Consider the following 26,909-nt stretch of genomic DNA (forward strand, 5'->3'; position numbering starts at 1 on the left):
TACCAGTTACACAGGTAGGAGCATTGTCATTGTCTGTACAAATTGTATTACCTGTATAGGCGCCGGCTGTAACAATAATGGGACTGGTGCAAGCCTGATTAGTCATTTCTGTATTATCAAAGGATAAATTGAAAGGACCCGATGCGCTACCAAAGCCGTGAACCAGGATATAATAGGTGGTTCCGAAGGTTGAGCTCCATTTAACCCTGGATTGCAAACCACAGGCATCGTCATTACCTGTTACACAAGTAAAAGCACCGCAGCTCCCGGTATAAACAGAGATTTTACTGTCGAAAGTAGTGCCGGTACAGGTCTCTGCGATCATTGCTCCACCAGTGCCTGTTACGGTATACCACACACCGGGAGAGGTGGAAGAAGTAACGCATACGGGTACTGATTCAGTTGTGGCATTTTGAGTAGTCCCGGAGGTTACAGTGCCACAACTATATGTAAGCGGAATGGCGTTTGCACAAAGATCATTGACAGGGCCGATTCGTTCCACAACCATGGTCATACAAGGAGGAGCATTATCGTTAATACAGAAAAATCTGTCAAGTAAAATATCATAATTTCCGCTAGTTGTTGGTACAAAATCAATTTGAGATTGTGTTGAACAAAAATCATCATTATAGCCCACGTTTGCTCCACCGCCTGCAGGGTATATGGTAAGCTGTGTGTCAAAATCCGGATCACCGCAGGTAGATATCCGGTACTTGTAACCTGCGGTCATCCCTGTAACTCTGTTATATTCTCCTGAATAGTTACAGGTAGTAGATACCTGGTCGCCTATGTTTGGAGGCGCTGTCCATGTTAGAAAAATCGTGTTATCATATGCACACTGGCTATATGAGGTATTTATAATACCAAAGCATATAGCTGTTACGAAGAATAGAAATATCTTTTTCATAATATTGTTGTTTTAAAAGTTTGTTTATATCATTAAAAATTATTGACGGCTCAACTCTCTTGCCCTGATCTTTTCCGGGGTTTCCCCATAGGGCAGCGGTTGTTGTTTTTGGAGTTGTTTATATTTTTCAGGATTGTTCATAATCCATTTTTCTTTGGCAATCCTGTAATCTTCTTCTGTTTCCGGGTTGCTGCTATTGATAAATGCCGGATAAGAAGGTTCTCTATTATGTATGCTTTTTTGAATTTTAGGGGCAGTTTCCAGCTTTTTCAAAGCAAGCTCCATATCATAATTTGGATTGTACTTATTGGCTTCAATTTCATCCTTTAATGCCTTGATCTCATCTTCGGCAGACTGTACCGGAGGTGAACCAAAATCAGCATTTATTTGAGATGCTTTTTGAACAGGAGCATTTGCTGTACTTTGCTTAAGCAACAGTTGATACTCCGTAGGATGGTTTTTGATCCAGGTTTTCTTTTCTGCATCGCTTTTGGATGCAGGTATAGTCTGGGCGTTGGCAGCGGTTATCAATATAACCGGCACACCCATAACAAGCAGGTGTACTAAATTTTTTTTGTTCATTTTGCGTTAATTTTACTTAGGGTTGCAAATATATCAAATTTATTTGAATAATCATAAACTATATAACAGTTAATTAATAAAAAAACTCACACACCCTGTTGAATAATCCTCTTTCCTAACCCTTCCAAGAGTTTTTGAACTCCTGGAGGGGCGCTGATTGCTCCCATTATCATTAACTCCATTTTTTACATCAATACACCATCACATTATTTTCTATGGGCATCTGTAACACGTTCTAAAATAGGTCCGACTAGCAGCAACATCATCGAGAAACACGTACTGTAAGTCTGCTTGTGTCCATCCAGCGGGGCAAACAGCGGGGGTACAGCTTCCGAATGTTGTACTTGGACCCAGCATCAGTCGCACTTCCAGCAATACTTCACAACACTGCCACCCGATGCCATGGTATGGTTGCTTCCCGTGCTCCATCCTGCCGGACAGGCAGTGGTATTATGCTGCCTAAAGGACCGGCAAAATCCAGTGGTCCTGTAGCAATCCTTCACAACACTGCCGCCCGTTGCCCTGGTATAGTTGCTTCCCGTGCTCCATCCTGCCGGACAGGCAGTGGTATTATGCTGCGTAAAGCTTCCCCCTGCCCCAGCCCCCCCAGATGGTGGCGCCCATCCTCCTGCTCCTACTCCGTCTGACATCCACACATAGCCATTCGTGCCTACCGTGGTGATGAAGTAAGCGGAATTATTCACACCGGGGTTTGGGTAAGTGCCATTCAGGTCGCCCCCGGCAGCTCCTGAAGGAGGTAGTGATGTTGGTGGGGTGTGGTGCTGGTTGGCAGTTACACCTCCCAAGCTGCTGTGCTGAATTGTTGCCCCGTCACCTCCGAGGTGATCGTGTAAATCTTTGCCGGTGACATAGGTGTCCACGGTATGCGGGCCGCTGGTAAGGCGCACCCATGCAGAGCCGTTCCAGTAGTAATAGCCGGGGGTGTTGTCGGTCTGGTAAATCAATACGCTCGTTGCCGGTAAGGAAATAGCGTTTCTTTGAACTAATGTCATACGGGGAATCAATATTCCCATACTATCGGATGTTAATTCCAATAAAGCCGAAGGGTCGGGGTTGGGTTCGTTTATGCCTACGTTCTGGGAGAAAGCAGCAGTTGGCAGCAGCAATTGGCAGTAAAGAATTACACCGAGCACGGTGATGGTGATTTTCGTATTTTTCGTACTGTTTCCTGCCAGCAGGACTTTGCCGGACTGGCGTTTTTCGTTGATTTTTGTTTTCATTTTTTTTTAGTTGTTTTTATGTAATTAAAATTTCTTTGCAATAAAATTCTTTTTATTTTTTATACGCGCCAGCCCTTTTCCGGTAAATTCTACCACAAATAATCCCTGTGAAGCAGCGTAGCGGTCGCATTGTTCATCCAACCGCAAGCCGGCTATGGCGCCATAAACGGTATATTTTTTATATTGTGAAAAGAATTTCTTAAAATTTTTCAGACACTCAATCAGATGTTTAACATCGCTTACTTTTGCAGTGGTTTTTACTTCGCCCACCACTACCTCTGTATCGTTCACCAACAGCACATCTATTTCCATTGTTTCGCCCTTGCGGTGCGACAGGGTGTTGGTAGAAAACTGGTTTACTTTAATTCCGCGCTTTTTGAATAATTCCAAGGTGCCGGGTTTAACAAGCGCTTCCACAAGTTTGCCCCACTGGGTAGTGAAAAGACCTGCCAGTTTACTTATTTCTTTATCTGTTTCCTGAAACTTCTTGTCGGTTTCCTGAAACATTTGCCATACCTTTTCAAAGGTTAATGGACTTTGTGATGCAGTTGATTTCATCATTGTTAATTAATGATTAATTGGCATTTGGTAAGCAAAGTTAGTTATAATTCCTAAATTTCGCAAGTTAAAAAATATTGACACGAAGTTAAGTTGCATTATTTAATAATCCAAAAAAAATTCATATTTATTTTTTTATATTTGTTGCGAAATTAAGGTACATTTGCATATAATTATCATGAAGATATTAAAAATAGACCCTACAGGAGATACACCTGCTATATTATTAGATGCAGATAAAGGTGTGTTTAAAATTACAGGCAGATCAATGCCTGAAGATGCACAACTATTTTATCAAACTGTATTAGATTGGGTCACTCGCTATGCAGAAGAACCCAATTCAGAGACTAATTTTGTTTTTAAATTAGAATATTTCAATACTGCCTCTGCAAAATTAATTTTAGATATCCTTATTAAACTTGAAGAAATACACAATAGAGGGAAAAAAACAATATTCACATGGTATTACCATGCAAATAATAAGGACATGAAAGAAGCTGGTGAAAAGTTTGGTGAATTAGTTGAGATCCCATATAATATGTTACAAATTGATTGACAGGATCATGCTTCCGCAAACCTATCGTACTCCATTTATCCTCCTGATCAGCTTATTATCTGTTTCAGACACCTTTGCCCAGCAATACAATATCAAAACTTATACTGTGGAAGATGGTCTGGCACAAACTGGGGTGGAAGATATAATTCAGGATAAAAATGGCTATATATGGTTTGCTACTGCCGGTGGTGTGTCGAGATTTAATGGTAGAAGTTTCCAAAACTTTACTACCGCTGAGGGTCTTATTAATAACAGAGTAGCGGCAATGATGGAGGACAGGGAGGGATATATCTGGGTTGGTACCATTGAAGGCATTTCAATAATTAATCCTAAATCAGACACCCTGGAAATAATAAATATTACAACCAAAAACGGCCTTATTGGCAATGTAGTATCAACGATTTTTCAAGATTCTAAAGGGTTTATCTGGTTTGGAACTAATCAAGGAATATCAATATTGGATCCGGATCAATATGCATGGAAAATAATAACACACGTACAAAAATTTACTATTGACTTTCAAAATATCACTACTGAAGATGGTCTTGTTAATAATTCAATTAATGACATTTTTGAAGACCATGAAGGAAATTTTTGGTTTGCAACCAATGGAGGTGTTTCAAAGCTTGTCCCGCCTGCCCCGATGCGCTCGGGGAGCGACAGCGAGGGATCCCCTCCCATGTTTACTAATTTTACCGTTGAGGATGGATTAAGCCATAATGTTGTTCACTCAATTGTGGAGGATAAAGAAGGGGTCGTCTGGCTGGCTACTGAAAAAAATATAACAATGCTAGTCCCAGATAAAAATGAACCCTCCGGAATGAGCATCGATATTATTAATACCGGAAAAATATCTTTGGATAAAGATAAAAGTTGTATATTAATATTTGAGGACAAACAAGGTAATTTATGGTTTTCCTGTGTGGGGTTGGTAAAACTTGCCAGACCCGCCCGCCTGCCAAAACGCAGTGACAGGCAGGGATCAGATGGACAGAAATATGATTATTTTGGTGTATCAACTGGAGTAGAAAATGTACATTGCCTATTCGAGGACCGAGAGGGTAATTTATGGATTGGTTTAGGCGTTGGTGGCGTATTACGGTATAGAAATAAAAGCTTGTTGACATATACTACCGCACATGGTATGTCGAGCGATAATGTCAGGGCAATCGTTGAAGATAAAAAGGGCAATATCTGGATTGGAACAAGTAATGGTATGTCAAAACTTGTCCTGGGCGATAGCGAAGGCTCTTACCACCCACCAGGATTTGAAATTTTTCGTCAGAATACATCCGGTGTTTTAAACGATGGATTAATTGGAAATTCAGTATGGTCATTACTAAGTGATAGCAGAGGTAATATCTGGGTCGGTATGGGACATGGAATAACAAAATATACGCCTGCAAGTGGGAAAGGTAAAAAAGGGAAGTTCGAAAATTTTAATAAAAAACATGGCTTAAAAGATCCCGCCACCATGGCATTACTGGAAGATAGCCATGGAAATATATGGGCAGCAACCTTTCATGGCGCTGCAAAGTTCAGCCCTGATGTGCTCCAGACAGGAGAAAAAAGATTGAAACTATATACTAGCCTTGAAGGCCTCATACATAATTTTGTTTCAGCCATACATGAAGATTCAAGAGGAAATCTTTGGTTTGGAACATCTGACGGCATTTCCAGGTGTAAAGTTCCATCCCGGGATTCTGGTAGAGACGCCCAATTTGGTCGTCTCTACCAGAATCCCGGGATGGAAAATGATTCTTTGGTGTTTGAAAATTTTACTACCCAAGATGGACTTGTCAATAATCGGGTGCTTTCTATTGTAGAAGACAATGAGGGAAATATTTGGTTTGGTACGATGAGAGGAATATCGAAATATACTTATTCGGTTAATTCATTATCAAAAGGAAATTTTAAAAATTTCAATGTAAAAGATGGTTTAAGCTCCGACACCCCCTATCTTTTGATCTTTGATGATGAAGGATATCTCTATGTAGGTACAAATTTAGGTGTGGATAAATTTTTTGTCAAAGGAAGCAGCTTTAAAAAAATTAAACACTTCGGAAAACTTGAAGGATTTTCAGGCATAGAAACCAATCATAATGCTGCATGCAAAGATCATTATGGCAATATTTGGTTTGGTACGATGGGGGGAGCTATTAAATATGATCCGGGATTAGATCAACCTAACAGGGTTGAGCCACTTACTCACATCTCAAAATTGCAGCTTTTTTTGGAAAATTTTGACTATACGATTTTTTCTGATTCCGTAAATGCTATTACAGGTTTACCTGAAGGATTAGACTTGCCTTACAATAAAAATCATTTAACTTTTCATTTTACCGCGTTGAGCTTAACCATTCCTGAAAAAGTAAGATACAAATGGAAAATGGAGAAATTTTCCTTCTTGGGTGGGTCTGCCTCTGGCGGAGACATACGCTGGTCTCCTGTTACTCAAAAAACAGAGGCAACTTATTCAAATTTACTTCCCGGTAGCTATATATTTATGATAAAGGCGTGCAATAATGACGGATTGTGGAATAAAAATCCAACAACTTTCAGCTTTATAATATCCCCTCCTTTCTGGCAGACCTGGTGGTTTTACCTGTTATGTATTTTTTCTGCAAGCGGCTCTGTTTATGGTTTTGTTAAAATACGCGAACGAAATCTAAAAAGAGAAAAGAAGATATTAAAAGAAAAAGTTGAGATCAGAACCAGGCAATTACAGGGAAAGAATATTGAATTAGAAGAAAAAAACCAAACCCTGGCAAAGAAAAATAAACAAATTACTGACAGTATCAATTATGCAAGACGTATTCAACAGGCTATTCTTCCTTCTGATGATGAAATAAAAAAACATTTACATGATTCATTCATTTTGTTTAAACCACGAGATGTAGTTAGTGGAGATTTTTATTGGCTTGCTTCCTTACCTGTCATTCCGGGTGCAGGGAAGGGTAGAAGCGTTGGCGTGAACGAGGAATCTCCTGAATCACTACCTGTAATTGTAGCGGCTGTAGATTGCACCGGTCACGGTGTGCCGGGCGCGTTCATGTCGATGATCGGTAATACCCTTTTAAATGAGATCGTTAATGAAAAAGGCATAACAAAACCTTCTGAAATTCTCGCAGAATTAAATACAGGGATCAAGAAAGCCTTGCATCAAAACGGACAAGAAACCCGCTCAGATGACGGAATGGATATATCGCTTGTTTCCATTGATCCTGAAAAACGCAGGATTAGTTTCGCAGGCGCCGGACGACCGTTATATATCGCTTCAAATGGGATCTTAAATGAAATTAAAGGGAATCCTCATGGTATTGGCGGTGGAAGAAAGAAAATAATCAAAAACTTTACCCACCATGAATATACATTAAAAAAAGGCGACACCTTTTATCTTTTCTCAGATGGGTATATTGACCAATTTGGTGGGGAAGAAAATAGAAAATTTATGATTGAAAGATTCGAAAAGCTTCTACTTGATATAAATCACCTTACTATGCAAGAACAATTTAGTAGCTTAGAAAACAGTTTTGAAGAATGGAAAGGGAGTGGTAAACAGATAGATGATGTGTTGGTGATCGGGGTAAAAGTTTAGTTATTGGTTTGTTAGTTTTTAGTTAATGAATACTACACACTACAAATGCTCAAAAAACATAGCCACCCTGCGGGATAGCAACGTTTTTTAGCATAGACGGTAAATGCAAGAGTCGGGAAACTAAATAACTAATAACTAATTTAATTGAACCATGGAAACAGACACTATCAATTTATTATCTGAAAGGATCAATGCCCTGTCAGAATCTGAAACAATAGCGATGGCTAAAAAAGCCAGGGAGCTTGCTTCAACGGGGGTTGATGTGATCAATTTAAGCCTGGGCGAACCTGATTTTCAAACACCCGCCCACATTAAGGAGGCAGCCAAAAGAGCAATTGATGATGGATATACTTTTTACACCCCTGTACCCGGGTATCCTGAGCTGAGGCAGGCAATCGTAGATAAGTTAAAAAGAGACAATGATCTTGATTATAAAACTGAAAATATCGTAGTATCCACCGGGGCAAAGCAATGCCTTGCCAACCTGATGCTCTGCTTAGTCAACCCGGGTGATGAGGTTATCGTTTTTACACCCTATTGGGTGACCTACAGAGAGATCATAAAGCTTTCCGGGGGAAAAGCTGTTTTCCTGGAAAGCAGCATTGAAAATGATTTTAAGATCTCACCGGAGGACCTCCGGGCAGCTATCACCCCCAACACCAAAGCCATCCTGTACTCATCTCCCTGCAACCCAACGGGTAGCGTTTACTCCAAAGAGGAACTGCAGGAAATAGCCGGCATTGTGGCTCAGCATGAGCACATTATTGTGATCGCTGACGAGATATATGAATACATCAATTTCACCGGAAAACATGAGACCATCGCCCAGTTTGAAACCATCAAAGACAGGGTCATCATTGTAAATGGAGTTTCAAAAGGTTTTGCCATGACCGGCTGGCGCCTGGGCTATATGGCTGCTCCCCGGCAGATAGCCTGTGCATGTGATAAAATGCAGGGACAATTCACTTCAGGCGCCTGCTCTATAGCTCAAAAAGCTGCTGTTGAAGCGTTGACAGGTGACATGCTGCCTACCAAAGATATGGCAGCAGCATTCCTCCGCAGGCGGGATATGGTGTTAGCGCTGGTCAAAGATATTCCCGGGATTAAAAGCTACGTGCCCCAGGGCGCTTTTTATCTCTTTCCTGATATGAGCTTTTATTTCGGGAGGCGCTCAGGTGAATACACGATCAAAAATGCAAACGACCTTTGTATGTATCTGCTGAATGATGCACATGTTTCGTTGGTTCCCGGCAACGCATTCGGAGCCCCGGATTGTGTAAGGTTCTCATTTGCTGCCTCTGATGAAAAGCTCAAAGATGCGATTGAAAGGATAAAGAATAGTTTAGAGAAGCTTGAATAAAAAATATTAAATTACTACCAGGTTGTTAAAGAATTCGCTATCTTTGTTAAAAATTTTAAAATTATGTTAGTGCTAAAAGGAACATATTACAACGGAGAAATAAATCTTGAAAATGAGATCAAGACAGATAAGCCAGTTAAGGTCATAGTAACATTTGTAGAAGAAATTAAGAAGCCTCAAAAAAAGAAAACCAAAAAAAAAGGATTAAAACTAAGTGATTTTCATTTTTATGAGGCAAGGGAGTTGTTAAAAGACTATAAAGGTTCATTTGCGGATGAAGTGATTAGAGAAAGACGAAATTCATAATTGAACTATTCAACGGGGTGAATATATTTTTAGATACTTCTACATTATTTAAACTTTATCATACTGAAACAGGTACTGAAGATATTGATAAAATAATCAGGAAAAAAGAAGTTAGTAAAATATATCTTTCTGATATTACAAAAATAGAGTTTGAATCTGTTGCCTGGAAAAAAGCAAGGATTAAAGAAATTAACGAACAAAAAGCTTATGGGATAATCAAGATATTCCGTAAGGATTATTACAAATTTATTTTTATTAAAGATGATAATTTAGTCAAAAATATTGCAAAGGATATGATGACAAAGCATGGAATAGATGGATTAAGAACCCTTGACGCTATACAATTAGCCACAGCAGTTTCACTCAAAGCCAAAGTTGATCTAAACAAAAGCTCAGATAAATTACTAACAAAACTGTTTGAAAAAGAAGGGTTAGTTGTAAAATGACGGAACAAAAGATCACGATCAACAATGGTGTATTACAAGTACCTGATACGCCTACCATACCATTTATAGAAGGAGATGGCACAGGCCCTGATATTTGGGCGGCTGCTCAGCGTGTTTTAGAAACTTCAGTAGAAAAAGCTTATGGCGGCAGCAAAAAGATAATCTGGAAGGAGGTTTTAGCCGGGGAAAAGGCTTTTAATCAGACAGGTTCCTGGCTGCCGGATGAAACTCTTAAAGCTTTCAGGGAATATTTGGTAGGTATTAAAGGGCCTCTTACCACACCTGTTGGAGGTGGTATCCGCTCGCTCAATGTTGCGCTTCGCCAGCAATTAGACCTTTATTGTTGCATCCGGCCGGTTCGTTGGTTTAAGGGAGTGCCCTCACCGTTAAAGAGGCCTGAGCTTTGTGATATGGTGATCTATCGTGAAAATACCGAAGATATTTATGCAGGTATAGAATATATGGATGGTACACCGGAAGTAAAAAAGATGCTTAATTTTTTGCAAAATAAAATGGGCGTCAAAAATATAAGATTCCCTGAAACATCATCGATAGGGATCAAGCCCGTTTCCAAAGAAGGTTCCCAGCGGCTTATCAAGGCTGCTATTCAGTATGCTATCAAATATAAGAAGCCGTCTGTTACTTTAGTGCACAAAGGAAACATTATGAAATTTACTGAAGGAGCATTTAAAAACTGGGGATATGAAATTGCTGAAAGCGAATTCGCGGATAAGGTTTTTACCTGGACAGAATACGATAGAATAGCTGAGAAAGAAGGCAAAGATGCCGCTAACAAGGCACAGGAAGTTGCAACAAATAAAGGCAGGATATTAATAAAAGATGTGATTGCCGATGCTTTTTTACAGCAGATATTATTGAGACCGGCAGAATATTCTGTGATTGCCACATTAAATCTCAATGGTGATTACATCTCTGATGCTTTGGCTGCAATGGTAGGCGGTATAGGCATAGCGCCGGGAGCAAATATTAATTTCATAAGCGGGCATGCCATTTTTGAGGCAACACATGGCACTGCCCCCAAGTATGCCGGGCAGGATAAAGTAAATCCGGGTTCTCTGATTCTATCAGGGGCATTGTTGCTCGAGTATCTGGGCTGGACAGAACCGGCAGACCTGATCTATAAGGGTTTGGAAAATGCAATAGCATCAAAACAGGTAACTTATGATTTTCACAGACTGATGGATGGGGCAACCTTGCTGAAATGTTCAGAGTTTGGGAAGGAGATCATTAAGAATATGTGATTAATTACTCCTGATATTGGCTCAATAGAGTCAATGAAATAATGATATTATTGTCCTATTGCTCTCAGGATAATAAAAATTTAACAGGAAAGAACAGATTTATTACTATTTAACCTAAATGCAATTGAAATCTTTGAAGAAATTAAATTTTAACTCCTATAAAAAGTTTCATATGATTAGTACGGAATTTTATATCAGGGTCAATATCTTCAGTGTCACCAACATACTTTACATTTCCAAAGTTATAGTCCATTCCTACAGATAAGACATTAAATCTAAATCCAATACCTATCGAATGAGTTGCTCCCAAAAAAGGATATCCCTCATTGAGATCCACGAGAACAGCCGGGCCAATTTGATAATATACATCAATGGCAATTTCATCTGAAAGTCCGTAAGTGAAATAGGGGCCGGCTTTCAATATACTGCCTTGCATCGCATCAAAAGAAGTTGTGTCATCAATTTTAAATTTGGTATAGAAGGCTGAAAACCATGTGCCTCTTATTCCGATGGCTATGTTGTCATCCAACTCTGTAATCCGGAACATATGACCCAGTTCTAAACTGGGACCAATACCGTATTTGAAATCAGAATCATTATCAAATTCAACCGGGAAAAAATAATTTTTTGAGGGTATGACAATACCAAAGTGTACAAAAAAACCACTTTCAGTTATACCTACAAAGCTACTTCCAGATGGATTTAAGGTAGATGGACTTACTGATTCATTTTTTTCTACTCCATCATTAGATTTGTTTTTCTCTGCTTTCAATTGTAAACAAACCAAAGTGCACAGTAGGATCAATAAGATTAGTTTTTTCATGATTTTGTAATTTAAATATGAGTCCACTCTAAAAAGTCTTTTTTGCCACAAAAGCACAAAAACACAAAATCCCACTAAAGATTAACTAATTGATTTTCAGGGTTTTGTGGGATTTAGTGCTTTGGTGTTTTGGTGGCATTTTTATTTTTTGGACTTATTAGAGTGGACTCAATATTTATAATGGAACCGTAAATTTCTAATCATTTCCACTTTTACCTTCACCTTCTACTTCTTCTTCTTCACTCTCCTCCTCACCTTCATTTAGACTAACACTTTCATCTTCACTTTCACTTTCCGGTTCACTTTCACGCTCTGATTCATCCTTAGGTTCCGACTCAACTTCTTTTTCCGATTCATCCATAATTTCCGGTTTAACTTCGCTTTCAAAAATCATAAAAGCTTCAGACTCTTTTTTTATGTCTTCCCTGTCAACACCATCTCTTACCCCTCTTGCAATCTTATTGACCAAAACCCCTACAATTGCTTTTCTGAAACCTAATTTTTTTGCCATTTCTACACAGTAATCCAATTCGCTGTCGTGGATTATACCATCGGCCAGCATCAATTGTACGATATCAAAGAGTTGGTAAAACCTCTCGGCATTATTATCTGGTATTTCAATTTCAACCGAACGAGGGTTAGATACAATTGATCTGACAACATTAGGCTTGATGCCATTTTTATCAGCAACCTGGTATAATAAATTCATCTCAGCTTCATCTACGTGACCATCTATTTTAGCCAGTGATGCCAAATACCTTAAATGGCTTTTAACTTTCTTAACTTCTTTACTTTCAAAAAAACCAAACATTAATAAAATTGTCAAAATATGAATTGAAATAGTTCACAAAGGTAATTATTTTTTTTGCAAATATACACACCTTGCAGAAAAAAATAATTTGTTAAACATTTTTTTTAAAAAAACTTGTGGAATTTGATGGAAAAAAATTACCTTTACGACTTTAAATTAAAACAAAAATGGTTATGAAAAACTTTTTTACCCCGTTAGAAATAATAACGGGAAAAACGTTGGTATTAAACCCTTTTAGATTTTTAACGGGGTTAACACCGCTGACTTTGTCGGCTATGTTTCTATTTCTCATTGCATGTGATTCAATAAAGCAGAAAAGCAATGATGAGATTGAAGATTCTATTAATATTGAAAATTTTGAATTTGATGCTGCAGAAGATCAACCGGAACCAATAATAATAGAAAAGGATGGCCTGAAACTTAGCTCTGTTGATGATTCTCCTGATTTTCCTCATGCCATCATTTATATGGAAAATCCGGGTTATGAGTCAAAATTTGAAACAGGCAACATAGAGTTTTCTTATAATGTTAGAAATTATGAGTTGGCAAATCAAACTACAGATGCAGAACAAAAGATGTGTGCCAATTCAGCAAAGGGGCAGCATATTCATCTTATCTTGAACAACGAACCCTATACAGCACATTATGAGGATAAGTTTGTTAAGCAACTTGAGCCCGGCAATTATGTGTCATTATCATTTTTATCCAGGTCTTATCACGAAAGCATAAAAAATAGAGGGGCTTATGATCTTAAACGTTTCTCGGTAGGAGTCACCGATACATTTGATTTTGACATGTCTGCCAAACATTTATTTTACAGTAGGCCTAAGGGAGAATATTTCGGAGATGATACTAAAAAAATTCTTTTAGACTTTTATCTCTATGACACAAAACTTAAGGAAGATGGAGATAAAGTAAGAGCAACAATAAACGGAACGGAATTTACACTTACCAGGTGGGTGGCTTATTTTATTGAAGGATTACCCCTGGGAGAGAATACCATTAAATTGGAGCTAATAGACAAAGATGGTAATCTTATTGAAGGTCCGTTTAATTCTGTTGAGAGGTCTGTAATGTTGAGTGAGTTGAAGTGATGGTGCAAATGAAATAGAGGCAATAGGGGAATAGAGGGAATAAAGGAAATAGACGCTTTATCTGAGAATGAACGACCAAGGGTATGTTATGTGAGGAAGGAAAGCTACCGAAGGTTTAGTTCAACTCCTTTATATCTGCAAAGCAAGAATCGTATGGAAGCAAGTGGTATTATTGGCAGGAAATATTTTTCCCATACAAGATAGGAAAAGGGCATCATCAAGAGGAAAGCGATAATTGATATATCTAAGAAAAATGGCAGATCAAATTCATTTTTTCTCCATTTCCCAAACATATCTTTAAAAAGGTATAAGACTACAGGCAAACCAAAGAAAAAGGCAATATTGAAAACAATATGTTCAAAGAATTGATTTTCAAAGAGCCATTTGAGCCCACGATGAAACCAACCTGCTGTATTAAAACCGGCTTCTATAGCAGACTTGGCTGGTGTAACCGGAAATAACCAATAAAACGAGGATATAACAAAAGATGCTATAAGAATCTTAACATTTTGGTAGTAAAATTTATAAGTCAATACTATTATTGGGAAAAGGTATATACAAAATAAACAAATATAAAAAATAAGAAAATTAATATGAAAGTTCATTTTTTCTCCCAAATATAGATTTTTCAGCTCATTTTCCGGTGTTAATCCTTTCCATAGAAATATAAGAAATAAAAAAGGTAAAAATGCAATAAAGATGGAAATTAACATCTTTAAAACAACGCGTTCTTTTCCCTTTATGTATTTGATCAGGTAAAAAATGGCTCCAGCCAGAAGGATGAACGATAAATATTGTCTGCATAATAACGCACAAGCTGCAGAGATGGCAAATACAAAAGGATTTTGTCTGACAATTGCAAAGCAACAGAGTATCAGGAAGAACATTGCCAGCATATCAGTATAGACCAAAAAGCTCAAAGCAACCATATAGGGAATAATTACAAGGTAGATAGATGCTAATAATGCGATTTTACCATCATCAAATATTATAAAAAATAACCGATGATAAAGTAGATAAGTCAACAGAGCAATTATGATAGAAAAAATCCGTAGCTTATAGATTTCAAAACCAAAGACTTGCCCCCAGAACGCATATAACAGAAATGGCAATGGAGTAGACATCTCTTCGTAGTGTTTTAAATTGTTCAAACTAATTTCCTCACCGAAAAGAGCGATTGTTTTAATAAAATGAAATTCATCATGTTGAGGATACTTCAAATCCATCACATATGAATCGGTTATATAGATCACAAGGGTATGAAAAAGTATTATGGAAACAATAAACCATTTTAGTGAAACAGTATATTTTGTCATGGCGACTTATATAATTCGGTTGTAATTCAATAGCAACTCAATAGTAATTCTAATTAGTGTCTGTCTATAAAGTCGAATGTTTAATATATTATAGTAAAAACATAACTTCGTAAGTTGATTAAAAAGTCGGCAGTCCACAGTCGGCAGTCAGCAAATTTGCCAACTGCCAACTGCCGACTGCCAACTTAATGTTGAAACTTTGGATTTTCATTAACGAATATTTTTGACATTATAGACAGACACTAATTAATTACCATAGAATTACTTTAGTACTTCTCTTAATACCTGTAAAGATTTAATTTTTCCTATACTTTCAATGTGTATGCTGTAGAATTTTATTAATAGGTCTATGATATTGTTTCTTATCAGATTGTTTGATTTGATTACATAGTTATAATCAGAGGATAGGTAATTGTTCATCGTATTGATTAGATCGCTGTCATATTTAACTTGTATATTGTTATCTATATATTGCTTATCCCAGGAATGAATTTGATTTACGATCTCCTGTGCTGATTGAGGTTCAAATCCTAAATATTTAGATAGCCGCATTAAAAATATTATATGAAAGTTTTCAAAGTTGGTTTCCAACTCATCTAAGATTCTTATTGAGCTATGTAAAAATTCAAATTTTTGTCTATTGAGCGATTCAATTTTAACTGTTCTACTTAAAATTTCAGTTATAAATAAGGCGATACTGGTTTTTTTAATATCATAAGGGATGCTTTTAAAAGGGGCATTACATTTTATTTCTGAGATACGATTTATACTTTTATTGCTTTTGTGATATACGACCAAATCTAATAATGTCAGGGGTTGATATAATGCAATGCCGGTTTTTGTATTTTTTGTTCTGACACTATTTACAATATATGATTGCAGCCCGAATTCTTCGGTAAAGATTTTGACGATTATTGAGGTTTCCTTGTATTTAATAAAATTAAGTACGATCCCCCGGGTTTTGAAAAGCATAATTCTACATGAGAGATGCCTAAAATACTTAAAATTTTAGGCATTTCTTATTCTTTAACTGCAATTTTAGCAACATACGAATCTTCTTTATCTTTAGTAGTGCTGAAAATCATATAAACGCCAGCTTTAACTCTATTTCCATTATAATCATTAACATTCCAAACAGCCATACCACCCTCGGCTTGAGTTTCATAGACCAAATTACCTGAAACATCTGTGATCTTTACGATCGCGTCAATAGCCAATCCTTTTATTCCTACCCACCCATAAAAATCAGGTTCTACCGGATTGGGGAAAACCTCAACGTTATTATGTACACTTTTACTTTCTGTAGAAGTTCCCCTGAAAGAAATTATTCCTTTATCCGTTCCAATAAACACCTCTCCGGTTTTGGCATGAATGACAATATCAATAATATTGTTTGATAAAAGAGGGCTATTATCTGCAGTGAAATTAATAATTTCTTCAGTAGCCCCATCATCAAACAACCATAAGCCATTACGCGATCCTATCCATTTTCTGTTACCACCGTCAACAGCTATGGTGGTGATTTGTTCGGTCTCTAATAAAGGTCTTTGGCCAAAGATTGGAGTGCTTGCATTAAGATCTCCATCAGTAAAATCAGTAAAAACAGAGGAAGGATTATAAAAAACGGCAACGCCTTTATTTGTCCCAACCCAAATATCTCCGTTTTTATCTTTTGTAATACATTGGACATTAATGTCAGGCAAGCCACCGTTACCAGTAATATCTGTCAAATGTATTGCTGGATCATTTTTATAATTTTCCGGTATAACTAATATTCCATATTCATTTGATTGGTCAAGCCTTATCCATTTATAGTTATTATCATCAATAACAATATCCTTTGGAAAGCAGAAACCAAAATCAAAAGACTCCCAGGTTTCATCTATTTTTTTTACATGTATATATGGACCACCACCGCATTCATTTGCACAATCAGATTGCCAGTTTGATATCCACAAATTCCCACCTTTATCTACTGCTAACCCTGTAACCATTACAGAAGGACTACCTGCTTGACAAGAATTTTTAATTGTGCTATTAAGGTCATTATGAACAACCAATAAATCAGACGGCCATCCGGCCTGTTGTTCAAAAAGCCCATAACCCATAGAACCAAAATAAATTTTATTGTCAACTGGATTTTTCACCATCGTTATAAGGCTATTCATAACAGGTGTTGCAGGGTATATATGCTCCCATTGCTCGTCTTTAAAAAGCGAAAATCCTACTCCTCCCCACTTACCAAAACCACCCGGTAAAGTATAAATTCCACCATCACTATAGTAAAGTTTTACGACATCTGATGAGAATGGCCCGTTAGGATAATAACTTTTGTAGGGATTATCTTTATCACTGACTAACCCATTTACCCCATCTGCTATCCAAACAAACCCTTCACTATCAAAAGCTGCTTCTGAAGGATAATTAAATAATTTATTGGTAAGTATAGTAAGGCTGTCATTCTTATTTAGGATTATTATAGAATTAGATTCAGTAATAAGCAATTTATCAGCAGAAATTTTCATATCACTTATGCCTCCTGATAAAGGGATATTAGTTTTTTGCCAGTATTTACCATTGTAAAAATGGATAACATTTTCATTGAGAAGTCCTGTATAAACTTTATTATTAAATGAAGCAATTGCATATGCTTTTTTGCCGGATATATTAATGTTAGAGGCAGGAATTATCACAGTGTTAGTTTCGATGGACATCACAGAATCAGGAAACACAATTGATGAGTCAGTGGCATTGCCAAGGGTATCGAATTGGTAATTATTATAATATGTTGGCCATACAATAAGTGTATCTGTGGGAACAAAGGGTGAAACAGAATCATTAAACAGGATTAACTGTATTTGTGATTTAGGTAAAGAATCTACAATATAGGTAGCTGTATCAAAAGTATAATTCCATGAGGTATCGTACATAAAAGCTATGGAGTCTAAAATGTTTCCATTAACAGTAAAGTTATAAACAGTAGAATCGCTAAAGGATAACCAATTATTAAAATCCAGTAAGTTTATATCAGGCGCTAAACGGGCTGCCATAACCCCGTTAGCCGTTGCTAAAAAAAGGCTGTCATTATTCATTGTAGTACCAAAAACTTCAATTTGCGCCCCATTATTACCCAACTCACTATAGGTTTCTTTTACTTCAAGTTTTCCGTTTTTGATGTCGGGATTGTAATATGATAAGTCTAAAACAACAATTCCAAAGGCGCAGGATAAATATGCCATATCAAGAGAATCTATACCATTTCTATCTTTGAATTCAGCAAAATATATATGGTTGATAGTTTTCTCGCCTACTATATTATTGCTCCTTTCTATATCATTAACATTTATGATTTCATTTCCCTTTAACAGATCAATGTTACCATTCTCGTAGCCGATCAATAGTATATCTAATTTGGTATTATAATTAATTTTGGAGATGTTAATATCACTAAAGCCATCAATTTTAGAAAGCGGCCTCAGGCTGTTATCATCTTTATCAAAATAGAAAAAACCACTTTCAGTTGCACAATAAACTTTATTTCCAACGATCGCAACGCTTTTACCAACTCTGTATGAGAGATGTGTCCTCCAGGTACCGATAGGAATACCCTGGCAGAGCGTATCAGTATAAAAAAACAGTGTAAACAATAAAAGAAAGAGAATTTTCATTTGTTCTTTAGTTTTGTTTTATAACTTTACAAACAAAAAAATATTATAATGCAGGGTAAATTAAATATTTCTGAAATTGAAAAATATGCTTCTGATTTATCAAATAAATTAGCTGGAAATTATTTTCATGAAAATGAATTTATAGGGGCTAAACAAATTACAGACTTTTGTAATATCAGGCAGGTAAATTTATTCATGCTGAAAATTTTATTTAACAAATGGCAAGATGAAACAGCTAAACTTCAAAGCCCCTGGTTTGATTATCAGCATGTAGAGGTTAAAGATGCGTTGCAGCAATTTTTAAATATTTTATCAAGGCATATATCTCTTCAAAAAGATGTTTTTCAGGAATTGCTTACAGAAGCTATAAAAGACACCTTAATTCTTGCTCTCTCGCCTCATATTTATTTCCACAATGTCATTGCGACCCCGAGCCCAGCGAGGGGGAAGCAATCTCCGGATACAAATCAGGATCGCAATGACATCTTAAAACAATTGAAGCAACTTACTAAATATATTAAGATAAATAAGATTTTGGTCTCTGATTTAATGGCAAGGATTGAGAGTGAACAAGAAACGATTTTTACAATTGAAACAACAAAAAAAATATTTGATGAAATACTTCATGAGCATAAAAATCAGCTTGATGATCCTGAAAGCATAATAGAAGTTTTTTCTGAGTTGTCCCCTTTATCAATACAAAAGCTTTTTGGTAGGAATTTCTCCTTCTCCAAAGGAGTCCGGAGTCCTTCGGACAGTGGGTTAGGGGATAGTGTTGATCAAGCTGAAACTATATCACTCAATAAAAGATATAGAAAAGAGCAGCTCAGCTTGAATGATAGCTTGAAACCATCCCAGACTACACTCCACCAAAGTCATGCACTTAAAGCTATTGTAACCCTTAGCAAGGCAATAGCCTTAAACCAGCGTCACTTTTTCATCAATGAGCTTTTTAATAGTGAGTACAGTGCCTACGATCAGGCAATAGAAAAAATTGACTTGTGTAAGAATTATAACGAGGCAATATCATTGGTTACAGAAAACTACGCAGTGCAGTATAACTGGAATATGGATAAAAAACCGGTAGGGGAATTTTTAGAGCTAATTGAACGGAGGTTTCAAAGCGCATAGAAGTCCCCCTAACAGTCGGCAGTCCACAGTCGGCAAAAAAATCAGTCGGCAGTCGGCAGTCCACAGTCGGAAAAAAAATCAGTCGGCAGTCGGCAGTCCACAGTCGGCAAAAAAATCAGTCGGCAGTCGGCAAAAAAGGAAATAACAATCAAACCATTAAAACAATATGGCAACTGGATTTAGAAACTTAACCGTGTATAAAAAAGCATTTGTACTTGCAATGGATATTTATTATGTTAGCAAGAAATTTCCTAAAGATGAACTTTACTCTTTGACCACTCAGATAAGAAAATCCTCAAGATCTGTTTGTTCAAATATCGGTGAAGGATATCGTAAACGTCAGTATGAAGCTCATTTCCTAAGTAAGGTGTCTGATTCGGATATGGAGAATACAGAAACACAAGTGTGGCTTGATTTTGCACTTGCCTGCGAGTATATCGCAAAAGAAGTATATAATGATTTCAATGAACGATCAGAAGAAATAGGACGATTACTTAATCACATGATTCAAAATCCTAAAAAGTATAAATAGAGAAAAGTCGGCAATCGGCAGTCAACAGTTGGCAAAAAAATAAGTCGGCAATCTACAGTCCACAGTCGGCAAAAAAATCAGTCGGCAATTTACAGTCCACAGTCGGCAAAAAAACAATTGCCGATTGTGGACTGCCGACTGCCGACTTTCATCTTAACAGCACCTTCATTCTATATGCATCAAGTTTTAATAGTAAAAAGAGCAAAATTGTAAATGACCACAGACTGCTGCCACCATAGCTGAAAAAAGGCAAAGGTATACCAATGACAGGGAACAAGCCGATCGTCATACCAATATTGACTACAAAATGAAAGAAAAGAATTGAAGCTACTCCATACCCGTATATTCTCACAAATCTTGACCTTTGCCTTTCAGCTAAGTACAAAATTCTCATCAGTAATGTCATAAAAAGACTGATCAATACAAAGCTCCCAATCCAGCCGTGTTCTTCCCCGATAGTGCAGAAAATGAAGTCTGTACTTTGTTCGGGTACAAAATCATATTTGGTCTGTGTTCCCTGAAGGTAGCCTTTCCCCCACATACCTCCTGAACCAATTGCAATTTTTGATTGTGTTACATTCCAGCCATATCCTAAAGGGTCTTCATTAGGATTGATTAACGCTTTTATTCTATTCTGCTGATGCGGCTTTAGGGCATGATCAAAAAGATAATCAACGCTTTTGGTTACGCCTATTGATATCATAAAGCCGATCAATATCAGACTGATCCTTTTGATCGTTTTAGGTGAAAAAATGATCGCAATTAAGGTAATAATGCCAAGTCCTATTATGAGAATAACCTGCGAGACTAATAAGGTTAATAAGCAGACTGCAATGACTACCAATCCACCAATCAGAATAGCAGGCGCCATACCTTCACGGTAAAGCACTATGGCAAAGGCGCTAAATACTAATGCTGATCCTGCATCTCCCTGGAGAGTTGTTAAAATTACCGGCAAGCCGATAATAATTGTTAGTGTGATTTGAGTTTTTAACCTTTTTAGATGATGAAAACTTAAATATTTTGCTACCGCAAACGCACAGGTAAACTTAGCAAATTCAGAGGGTTGGACTCTAATCCCTCCAAATTCAAACCATGCCTTTGTGCCATGAACTTCTTTGCCAAATAATAAAACTCCAATAAGCAATAGGATAATAAAGGCATGAATAAAATAGGCAAATGAATCATAGAAGGAGTAGTCTATCACCATAATAAGGATAACAATAATGAGTGTAGCAGCAATCAATATCAATTGCTTTCCGGAATTTTGATGAAGGTCAAAAATACTTTTCTGAACCTCTTCCTTGTACTCAGCTGCGTAAATATTAAACCATCCAAGTGTTATGAGTACCAGGAATACCAATATTGTAAACCAATCTAATTGCTTAATTATGGTATCGGATCTTTGCATTATTAAAACACAGATTACATAGATTAAAAAAGGTTATACGGATAATTTTTTACTGCAAAGTCGCCAAGACGCAAAGTTTTTAAAAAGTGTATATAAAAACTTTTTCCCCTTTGCGCCTTTGCGGTTAAAGGATCCAGGCTTATTGTGGTAAAAAGTTTCCTTCCAGTACATATTTTTCCAGCCAGCCTCTGCTGATCGTATCATTTAGATACTTTTCTATAATCAGGCTTGCAATAGGCGCTGCCCATTTGCCCCCAAAACCGGCATTTTCTATAACAACTGAAATTGCAATTTTGGGATCCTCTTTTGGTGCAAAAGCAATGAACATGGAATGGTCTTCACCATGAGGATTTTCTACTGTGCCTGTCTTGCCACAAATAGCGATATCTTTATGAACTGCTCTCCATGCAGTACCTGATAAGGCTGCCTCCATGGCATTTGTTACTATATCAAAGTATTGGCTATCAATGGTAGTTTTATGCTTGACCAAATATTGTTGTGTTAATTTACTTATGTTACTGTTAATGCTATTGTCTTTGCTACTTTTTTTACCTATTGCATTTATCAAATGAGGCGTGTAATAATGCCCCTTATTGGCAACTATTACTGCAATGTTTGTCATTTGAACGGGGGTGATCAGAATTTCTCCCTGCCCTATGCTCAACGAATAAATGGTAGAAAACAACCAGTGTCCCTTTCCGTAAATTTTATTGTAATCTTCAACCGATGGAATTAACCCTTTTTTTTCATCAAGAAGATCAACACCGAGCTTTTCTCCAAAACCAAAGCTTAAGATATGCTCCCGCCATTTATTTAATCCTGTCGCTGCTCCCTGATATATATTATCTGACCTTTTCTGATTGATAATTTTTCTGAAAACATTAAAGAAATAAGGGTTACATGAATATTTTATCCCTCCATATAAATTATTAGGTGAAGGATGCTGATGACAATTCAGTATGTTGGGATTACAACTAAACCATGTATTAGGATGAATTGCTCCTTCCTGTAAGCCAATAAGCGCCTGAACTATTTTGAAAATAGAACCGGGCGGATACATAGCCATTATTGGCCTGTTGAATAATGGCGCTAAAGTATCTTTTTCTAATAGAGCAAAATTTTTTGGAAAGATTCTGCCAGTAAGTAAATTGGGGTCATATGCTGGTTTGGAGACGATTGTAAGTATTTCACCATTGGATGGTTCAATGGCAACGATACTTCCTATCTTATTTACCATTAGTTTCTCGGCATATTGTTGAAGTTCAAAATCAAGGGTAGTAATAAGATCCTTTCCTGCCACATACAATGTATCATAAAGCCCCTCCTTAAAAGATCCTTTTTCTACACCTTTCACATCAACAATGATCCACCGCACTCCACTTCTTCCCCTCAACGAATCCTCGTATTGATATTCTAAACCGCTAATTCCTATATAATCACCGGGTCTGTAGTTTTCTTTGCCTGATTGCTGTAATTGTTCACCGCTTATCTCTCCCAGATAACCAAGCGTATTAGCAAGGTTTTTATGAGGGTAAGCCCTCACTGTACGCGCCTGTATATAAAAACCTTCATATTCTATCAAGTGGTCTTGGATACCGGCAAATTCCTGATTTGAAATTTGTTTTATAAACACTGAAGGTTGAACATAAGAAAATTTTTTAGCAGCTTTTATCTTGCTCATAAAATCTTCTTTACTTATCTGAAAAAGGTTACAAAAGTCAAGCGTATAAGCTACCTTTACCTCTTTTGGTATTACCATAAGGTCATAAACCGGTGAGTTGAATACCAATAGTTTTCCATTCCTGTCATAAATAAGTCCGCGGTATGGGTATTCAATTATTTTCTGGATGATGTTATTTTCAGCAGCTAATTTATAAGTGCTGTCTAATACCTGGATAGAAAAGAGCTTCACTAGATAAATTATACCTGCTATAATTATGACACTTGCTATGATATATTTGCGGTTTTTATTCATTATCTTCTTTTTTTAGAATAAAAGAATAAATACTGTATAATTACAATAACAACGAAAGTAAAAATGGCGCTGAAAAAAGCTTTCGCTAATGTAAAAAAGAACATCCTGGCGCTGGCTATTTCGATATAAAATAACGCAACATGATGGACAAAAATAAGTATACTGGAATATATGCTAAACCATTGTAAACCCAATAATTTTATAGAAATATTTGCCCTCGGTTCATAATCACTTCCTGGAGTGAGTGCTTTTATCACAAAAGGTCTGATAAATGCTATTATCACACACGAAGCAGTATGAATGCCTAAAGTATCATAAAAAATATCTACAACAAAACCCGTAACAAAACCCAGGATCAACAATATTAACGGTGGGGTTTCAAGAGGAAGTAAAAGTATAAAAGCAATATATACAAAACAGAATGCAATATTGAACAGCACAGCGTTTCTTAGTAAAATTAGCTGTATAGCTGTAAATAATAAGAAATAAAATATTTGTATAGGGATGCTTTTACCGGTCATTGTAAATTACGAATGACGAATGACGAATTACGAATTCTTACTTCGTCATTCGTACTTCGTCATTCTTCATTTTTAATTCAGGTTTTATTTTTATTTTTTCTTTTTCTTGCTGTTTTTATAGATGTAACAAATATTGCTGTTAGTTGATTGGCTTCATCCCATAGAGGATTTATAAGATCAGAATATTTAGAATTATGTTTTTTACTATCTATATCTTTCAATATTTCAAGAAAAAAAGCTGATTCATCTACTTCTTCTTCTACGATCTTTAATTTATTAATAAAATCTTTGTTTGATTTTGCTCTACAAGATGCTCTATAATTAGCCCCTACTGAACTGGCACATCTGATCAATTGTCCTTTATAAATCCTAAAAGCCGGAGTATCAGGTAACTGATCACAAAGATAAAATATATTCAGAGCAAACCTTTTAGTACTATCTTTTAAATCACGCATAATATTTAAATACGAATTACGAAATACGAATTCGTACTTCGTCATTCGTCATTCGTACTTCGTCATTCGTCATTCGTCATTCGTACTTCGTCATTCGTACTTCCTCATTCGTACTTCGTCATTCGTCATTCGTCATTCGTACTTCGTCATTCGTGCTTCGTAATTCGTACTTCGTCATTCGTAATTCGTCATTTCTAACGAATCTTTTTCTGCAGCTAATATATTTTTTTCTGCTATATAAACATATGACAAACTTTGAAAGTTGACAGATAGCTTTACTCTGATGTCATGAAAGGTTTTTTCTTCCAGAATGTTGAAATCTTCAATAATACCGATCATAATTCCTTCTGGGAAAATAGCATTAAAACTCGAAGTAACAATAGTATCTCCCCAGGAAAGATTCACATGCCGTGGTATGTATAAAAGATTTGCTATTAAAGAGTTTTTTCCATCCCATCTTAAAGAGCCGAATATACCGTTTTTCTTAATTTGAGCAGATACATACATATCTGAATGTAATATTGATATAGCTGTTGAAAAATGTTCTGAGCAGGCTTTTATTTTTCCAACGATACCTTGGTGAGATATTACCGCCATGCCAGGAGTAATACCGCTTTTACTGCCTTTGTCAATAGTTATGTAATTGTTTATACGCTTGACAGAATTGTTAATTACTTTTGCAGGTATGAAATTATATTTCTTTAGAATATCTTCACCTGGTAGCTGGGCAGTGTACACATTATCAATAAATTTATCTTTTGCTATCAGCGCTTTTAATTGTGCATTTTCTTCGATCAAACGAGTATTTTCATTTTTTAATTTTGAATTTAAAGTCAAAAAATCATATAGGTTGTTTGAGAATAAAATTACATTAGAAACAAACTGGTTGGAGGAATTAAAAAAAGAGGCGCTTTGGTAATTATTGTTCTGAATAATAAGCCAACCGCAGATCGTCTCTAAAAAAATAAAAAAGAAAAATGCCCTGAATCTGAATAAGAATAAAAACAGTCGCTGCATTAGTAAATAATTGACAGTTGGCAGTTGATCCCGAGTACTCGGGATCAATTGCCAACTACCAACTGCCTACTGCCTACTGCCTACTGATTTCAGGTCATCAACACAGCTTTATAACCCTTGAGATTTTTCAATGTCATTCCTGTGCCACGAACTACCGCTCTGAGAGGGTCTTCAGCTATATGAATTGGTAGTTTTGTTTTTAATGACAATCGTTTATCCAGGCCTCTTAAGAGTGCTCCACCACCTGTCAGGTAAATACCATTGTCATATATGTCGGCAGATAGTTCAGGTGGCGCCATTTCTAATGCTTTAAAAAGCGCTTCTTCAACTTTTGATAATGATTTTTCTAAGGCAAAGGCAATTTCTGAAGAAGATAACTTGATCACCTTTGGAATGCCCGTCATCAAATCCCTACCTCTTATCTCATAATCATCAGGGGGATTTTCCATGTCAGAAAAGGCTGAACCGGCTTCTATTTTGATCTTCTCAGCAGACCGTTCTCCTATCAGCATATTATGCTGTCTGCGCATATAGTCAAGGATATCTTTGTTGAATGCATCTCCGGCTACCCTGATAGATTGCTTACATACAATACCTGATAATGCAATTACAGCGATTTCAGTGGTACCGCCTCCAATGTCTATCACCATTGCCCCAACAGGTTGTTCTATATCAATACCAATACCAATTGCAGCAGCCATTGGTTCGTAAATCATATACACTTCTTTTGCTCCTGCATGTTCAGCCGAATCTCTTACTGCTCTTTTTTCTACTTCTGTAATGCCTGATGGGATGCAAATAACCATTCTGTGAGAAGGGGAGAATATCCTGTTACCTCTATCTATCATCTTGATCATTCCCCGGATCATTTGTTCCGCAGCATAAAAGTCAGCAATTACACCATCTTTCAGCGGTTTTATTGTTTTAATATCTTCGTGCGTTTTTTCGTGCATCTGCATTGCTTCTCTGCCGATACAAAGCACTTTTCCTGTCGTCTGCTCTATAGCAATAATAGAAGGCTCATCCACAACAATTTTGTCTTTTTCGATAATAAGTGTGTTAGCAGTCCCCAGGTCTATTGCAATGTCGCTGGTAAAAAAATCTAAGAAACCCATTTATTAAGTACGAATTTAGAATTGAAAAATTAACAAGATGCAAACTAACGTATAAGATTTGAGATTTACAAAATATATTAAACAATAGTATGTAAATGATTGCATGGATGCATGGATGCATGGCTGCCACGCTCCATGCGCTATGCTCTATTGAATTACTATTGAATTACTATTGAATTACTATTGAATTACTATTGAATTACTATTGAATTACTATTGAATTA

The 26,909-nt window shown here is 36.7% G+C and carries 23 protein-coding genes and 1 pseudogene; 9 read left to right on the forward strand and 15 right to left on the reverse strand.

From position 1 onward, the window contains the following. From FVQ77_12925 to FVQ77_12940, 4 genes are all read right to left on the reverse strand, one after another. Positions 1 to 907 (reverse strand): hypothetical protein (locus tag FVQ77_12925; protein ID MBW8051217.1); only part of this gene is annotated, 907 nt, incomplete at its 3' end. 39 nt (positions 908 to 946) lie between these two features. Further along, positions 947 to 1,489, reverse strand: a complete 543-nt coding sequence (locus FVQ77_12930; protein MBW8051218.1) for a hypothetical protein — start codon at positions 1,487 to 1,489, stop codon at positions 947 to 949. A gap of 356 nt (positions 1,490 to 1,845) precedes the next feature. Next, the gene (locus FVQ77_12935) at positions 1,846 to 2,730 is read right to left on the reverse strand and encodes a hypothetical protein (protein ID MBW8051219.1); all 885 of its coding nucleotides are present in this window, start codon (positions 2,728 to 2,730) and stop codon (positions 1,846 to 1,848) included. A 24-nt stretch (positions 2,731 to 2,754) separates the two neighbouring features. Further along, complete coding sequence (locus tag FVQ77_12940) at positions 2,755 to 3,291, reverse strand: DUF3782 domain-containing protein (protein ID MBW8051220.1); 537 nt, start codon at positions 3,289 to 3,291, stop codon at positions 2,755 to 2,757. A 175-nt stretch (positions 3,292 to 3,466) separates the two neighbouring features. Here FVQ77_12940 and FVQ77_12945 point away from each other — a divergent pair, with 175 nt between their 5' ends. The 6 genes from FVQ77_12945 to FVQ77_12970 all read left to right on the forward strand — a co-directional run bounded on the left by FVQ77_12945 (position 3,467) and on the right by FVQ77_12970 (position 10,816). Continuing rightward, positions 3,467 to 3,844 (forward strand): DUF1987 domain-containing protein, encoded by a 378-nt coding sequence (locus FVQ77_12945; protein MBW8051221.1) that lies wholly within the window; start codon positions 3,467 to 3,469, stop codon positions 3,842 to 3,844. Next, entirely contained in the window at positions 3,837 to 7,442 is a 3,606-nt protein-coding gene (locus FVQ77_12950) for a SpoIIE family protein phosphatase (GenBank protein ID MBW8051222.1), read from the forward strand. Before FVQ77_12945 ends, FVQ77_12950 begins: the two co-directional genes overlap by 8 nt. A gap of 151 nt (positions 7,443 to 7,593) precedes the next feature. Beyond that, on the forward strand, positions 7,594 to 8,802 hold the full coding sequence (locus FVQ77_12955) for a pyridoxal phosphate-dependent aminotransferase (GenBank protein MBW8051223.1): 1,209 nt from the start codon (positions 7,594 to 7,596) through the stop codon (positions 8,800 to 8,802). Between the two features lie 63 nt (positions 8,803 to 8,865). Beyond that, the gene (locus tag FVQ77_12960; protein MBW8051224.1) at positions 8,866 to 9,108 is read left to right on the forward strand and encodes a hypothetical protein; all 243 of its coding nucleotides are present in this window, start codon (positions 8,866 to 8,868) and stop codon (positions 9,106 to 9,108) included. Beyond that, complete coding sequence (locus tag FVQ77_12965) at positions 9,105 to 9,554, forward strand: type II toxin-antitoxin system VapC family toxin (protein ID MBW8051225.1); 450 nt, start codon at positions 9,105 to 9,107, stop codon at positions 9,552 to 9,554. Before FVQ77_12960 ends, FVQ77_12965 begins: the two co-directional genes overlap by 4 nt. After that, positions 9,551 to 10,816: an NADP-dependent isocitrate dehydrogenase gene (locus FVQ77_12970; GenBank protein MBW8051226.1), complete on the forward strand. Its 1,266-nt coding sequence runs from the start codon at positions 9,551 to 9,553 to the stop codon at positions 10,814 to 10,816. The genes FVQ77_12965 and FVQ77_12970 overlap by 4 nt, the downstream gene beginning before the upstream one ends. Before the next feature lie 142 nt (positions 10,817 to 10,958). On the opposite strand, the gene FVQ77_12975 is transcribed toward FVQ77_12970, so the two are convergent. Together FVQ77_12975 and FVQ77_12980 are read right to left on the reverse strand one after the other, a co-directional pair. Further along, on the reverse strand, positions 10,959 to 11,639 hold the full coding sequence (locus tag FVQ77_12975; GenBank protein MBW8051227.1) for a hypothetical protein: 681 nt from the start codon (positions 11,637 to 11,639) through the stop codon (positions 10,959 to 10,961). A gap of 385 nt (positions 11,640 to 12,024) precedes the next feature. Further along, a pseudogene (locus FVQ77_12980) lies at positions 12,025 to 12,450 on the reverse strand (TerB family tellurite resistance protein). A gap of 275 nt (positions 12,451 to 12,725) precedes the next feature. On the opposite strand from FVQ77_12980, the gene FVQ77_12985 reads away from it, so the two are divergent. Next, positions 12,726 to 13,544: a phosphopeptide-binding protein gene (locus FVQ77_12985; GenBank protein ID MBW8051228.1), complete on the forward strand. Its 819-nt coding sequence runs from the start codon at positions 12,726 to 12,728 to the stop codon at positions 13,542 to 13,544. A 104-nt stretch (positions 13,545 to 13,648) separates the two neighbouring features. Here the strand turns inward: FVQ77_12985 and FVQ77_12990 are convergent, their stop codons facing one another. From FVQ77_12990 to FVQ77_13000, 3 genes are all read right to left on the reverse strand, one after another. Beyond that, positions 13,649 to 14,860, reverse strand: coding sequence for a glycosyltransferase family 39 protein (locus FVQ77_12990; GenBank protein ID MBW8051229.1), 1,212 nt, complete (start codon positions 14,858 to 14,860; stop codon positions 13,649 to 13,651). Positions 14,861 to 15,121: 261 nt separating this feature from the next. Next, a complete protein-coding gene (recO, locus tag FVQ77_12995) occupies positions 15,122 to 15,832 on the reverse strand; it encodes a DNA repair protein RecO (GenBank protein ID MBW8051230.1) in 711 nt (236 codons plus the stop codon). 47 nt (positions 15,833 to 15,879) lie between these two features. Then, a complete protein-coding gene (locus FVQ77_13000) occupies positions 15,880 to 18,528 on the reverse strand; it encodes a hypothetical protein (GenBank protein ID MBW8051231.1) in 2,649 nt (882 codons plus the stop codon). A gap of 48 nt (positions 18,529 to 18,576) precedes the next feature. Between FVQ77_13000 and FVQ77_13005 the strand changes: the two genes are divergently transcribed. Beyond that, positions 18,577 to 19,659: a hypothetical protein gene (locus FVQ77_13005; protein ID MBW8051232.1), complete on the forward strand. Its 1,083-nt coding sequence runs from the start codon at positions 18,577 to 18,579 to the stop codon at positions 19,657 to 19,659. 166 nt (positions 19,660 to 19,825) lie between these two features. After that, the gene (locus tag FVQ77_13010; protein MBW8051233.1) at positions 19,826 to 20,191 is read left to right on the forward strand and encodes a four helix bundle protein; all 366 of its coding nucleotides are present in this window, start codon (positions 19,826 to 19,828) and stop codon (positions 20,189 to 20,191) included. 148 nt (positions 20,192 to 20,339) lie between these two features. Here FVQ77_13010 and rodA read toward each other — a convergent pair whose 3' ends face one another. The 6 genes from rodA to FVQ77_13040 all read right to left on the reverse strand — a co-directional run bounded on the left by rodA (position 20,340) and on the right by FVQ77_13040 (position 26,685). Next, positions 20,340 to 21,602: a rod shape-determining protein RodA gene (gene rodA, locus FVQ77_13015; GenBank protein MBW8051234.1), complete on the reverse strand. Its 1,263-nt coding sequence runs from the start codon at positions 21,600 to 21,602 to the stop codon at positions 20,340 to 20,342. Positions 21,603 to 21,741: 139 nt separating this feature from the next. Then, on the reverse strand, positions 21,742 to 23,577 hold the full coding sequence (gene mrdA, locus FVQ77_13020) for a penicillin-binding protein 2 (GenBank protein MBW8051235.1): 1,836 nt from the start codon (positions 23,575 to 23,577) through the stop codon (positions 21,742 to 21,744). After that, positions 23,577 to 23,975 carry a Rod shape-determining protein MreD gene (locus FVQ77_13025; protein ID MBW8051236.1) on the reverse strand — a complete coding sequence of 133 codons (399 nt, stop codon included), beginning with the start codon at positions 23,973 to 23,975 and terminating at the stop codon, positions 23,577 to 23,579. Before FVQ77_13025 ends, mrdA begins: the two co-directional genes overlap by 1 nt. Before the next feature lie 200 nt (positions 23,976 to 24,175). Further along, on the reverse strand, positions 24,176 to 24,556 hold the full coding sequence (locus FVQ77_13030; GenBank protein MBW8051237.1) for a four helix bundle protein: 381 nt from the start codon (positions 24,554 to 24,556) through the stop codon (positions 24,176 to 24,178). A 171-nt stretch (positions 24,557 to 24,727) separates the two neighbouring features. After that, complete coding sequence (gene mreC / locus FVQ77_13035) at positions 24,728 to 25,570, reverse strand: rod shape-determining protein MreC (protein ID MBW8051238.1); 843 nt, start codon at positions 25,568 to 25,570, stop codon at positions 24,728 to 24,730. A gap of 89 nt (positions 25,571 to 25,659) precedes the next feature. Continuing rightward, on the reverse strand, positions 25,660 to 26,685 hold the full coding sequence (locus FVQ77_13040) for a rod shape-determining protein (protein MBW8051239.1): 1,026 nt from the start codon (positions 26,683 to 26,685) through the stop codon (positions 25,660 to 25,662). Positions 26,686 to 26,909 lie beyond the last annotated feature (224 nt).

Source organism: Cytophagales bacterium, from assembly GCA_019456305.1.
In the GTDB taxonomy this organism is placed as follows: domain Bacteria; phylum Bacteroidota; class Bacteroidia; order Cytophagales; family VRUD01; genus VRUD01.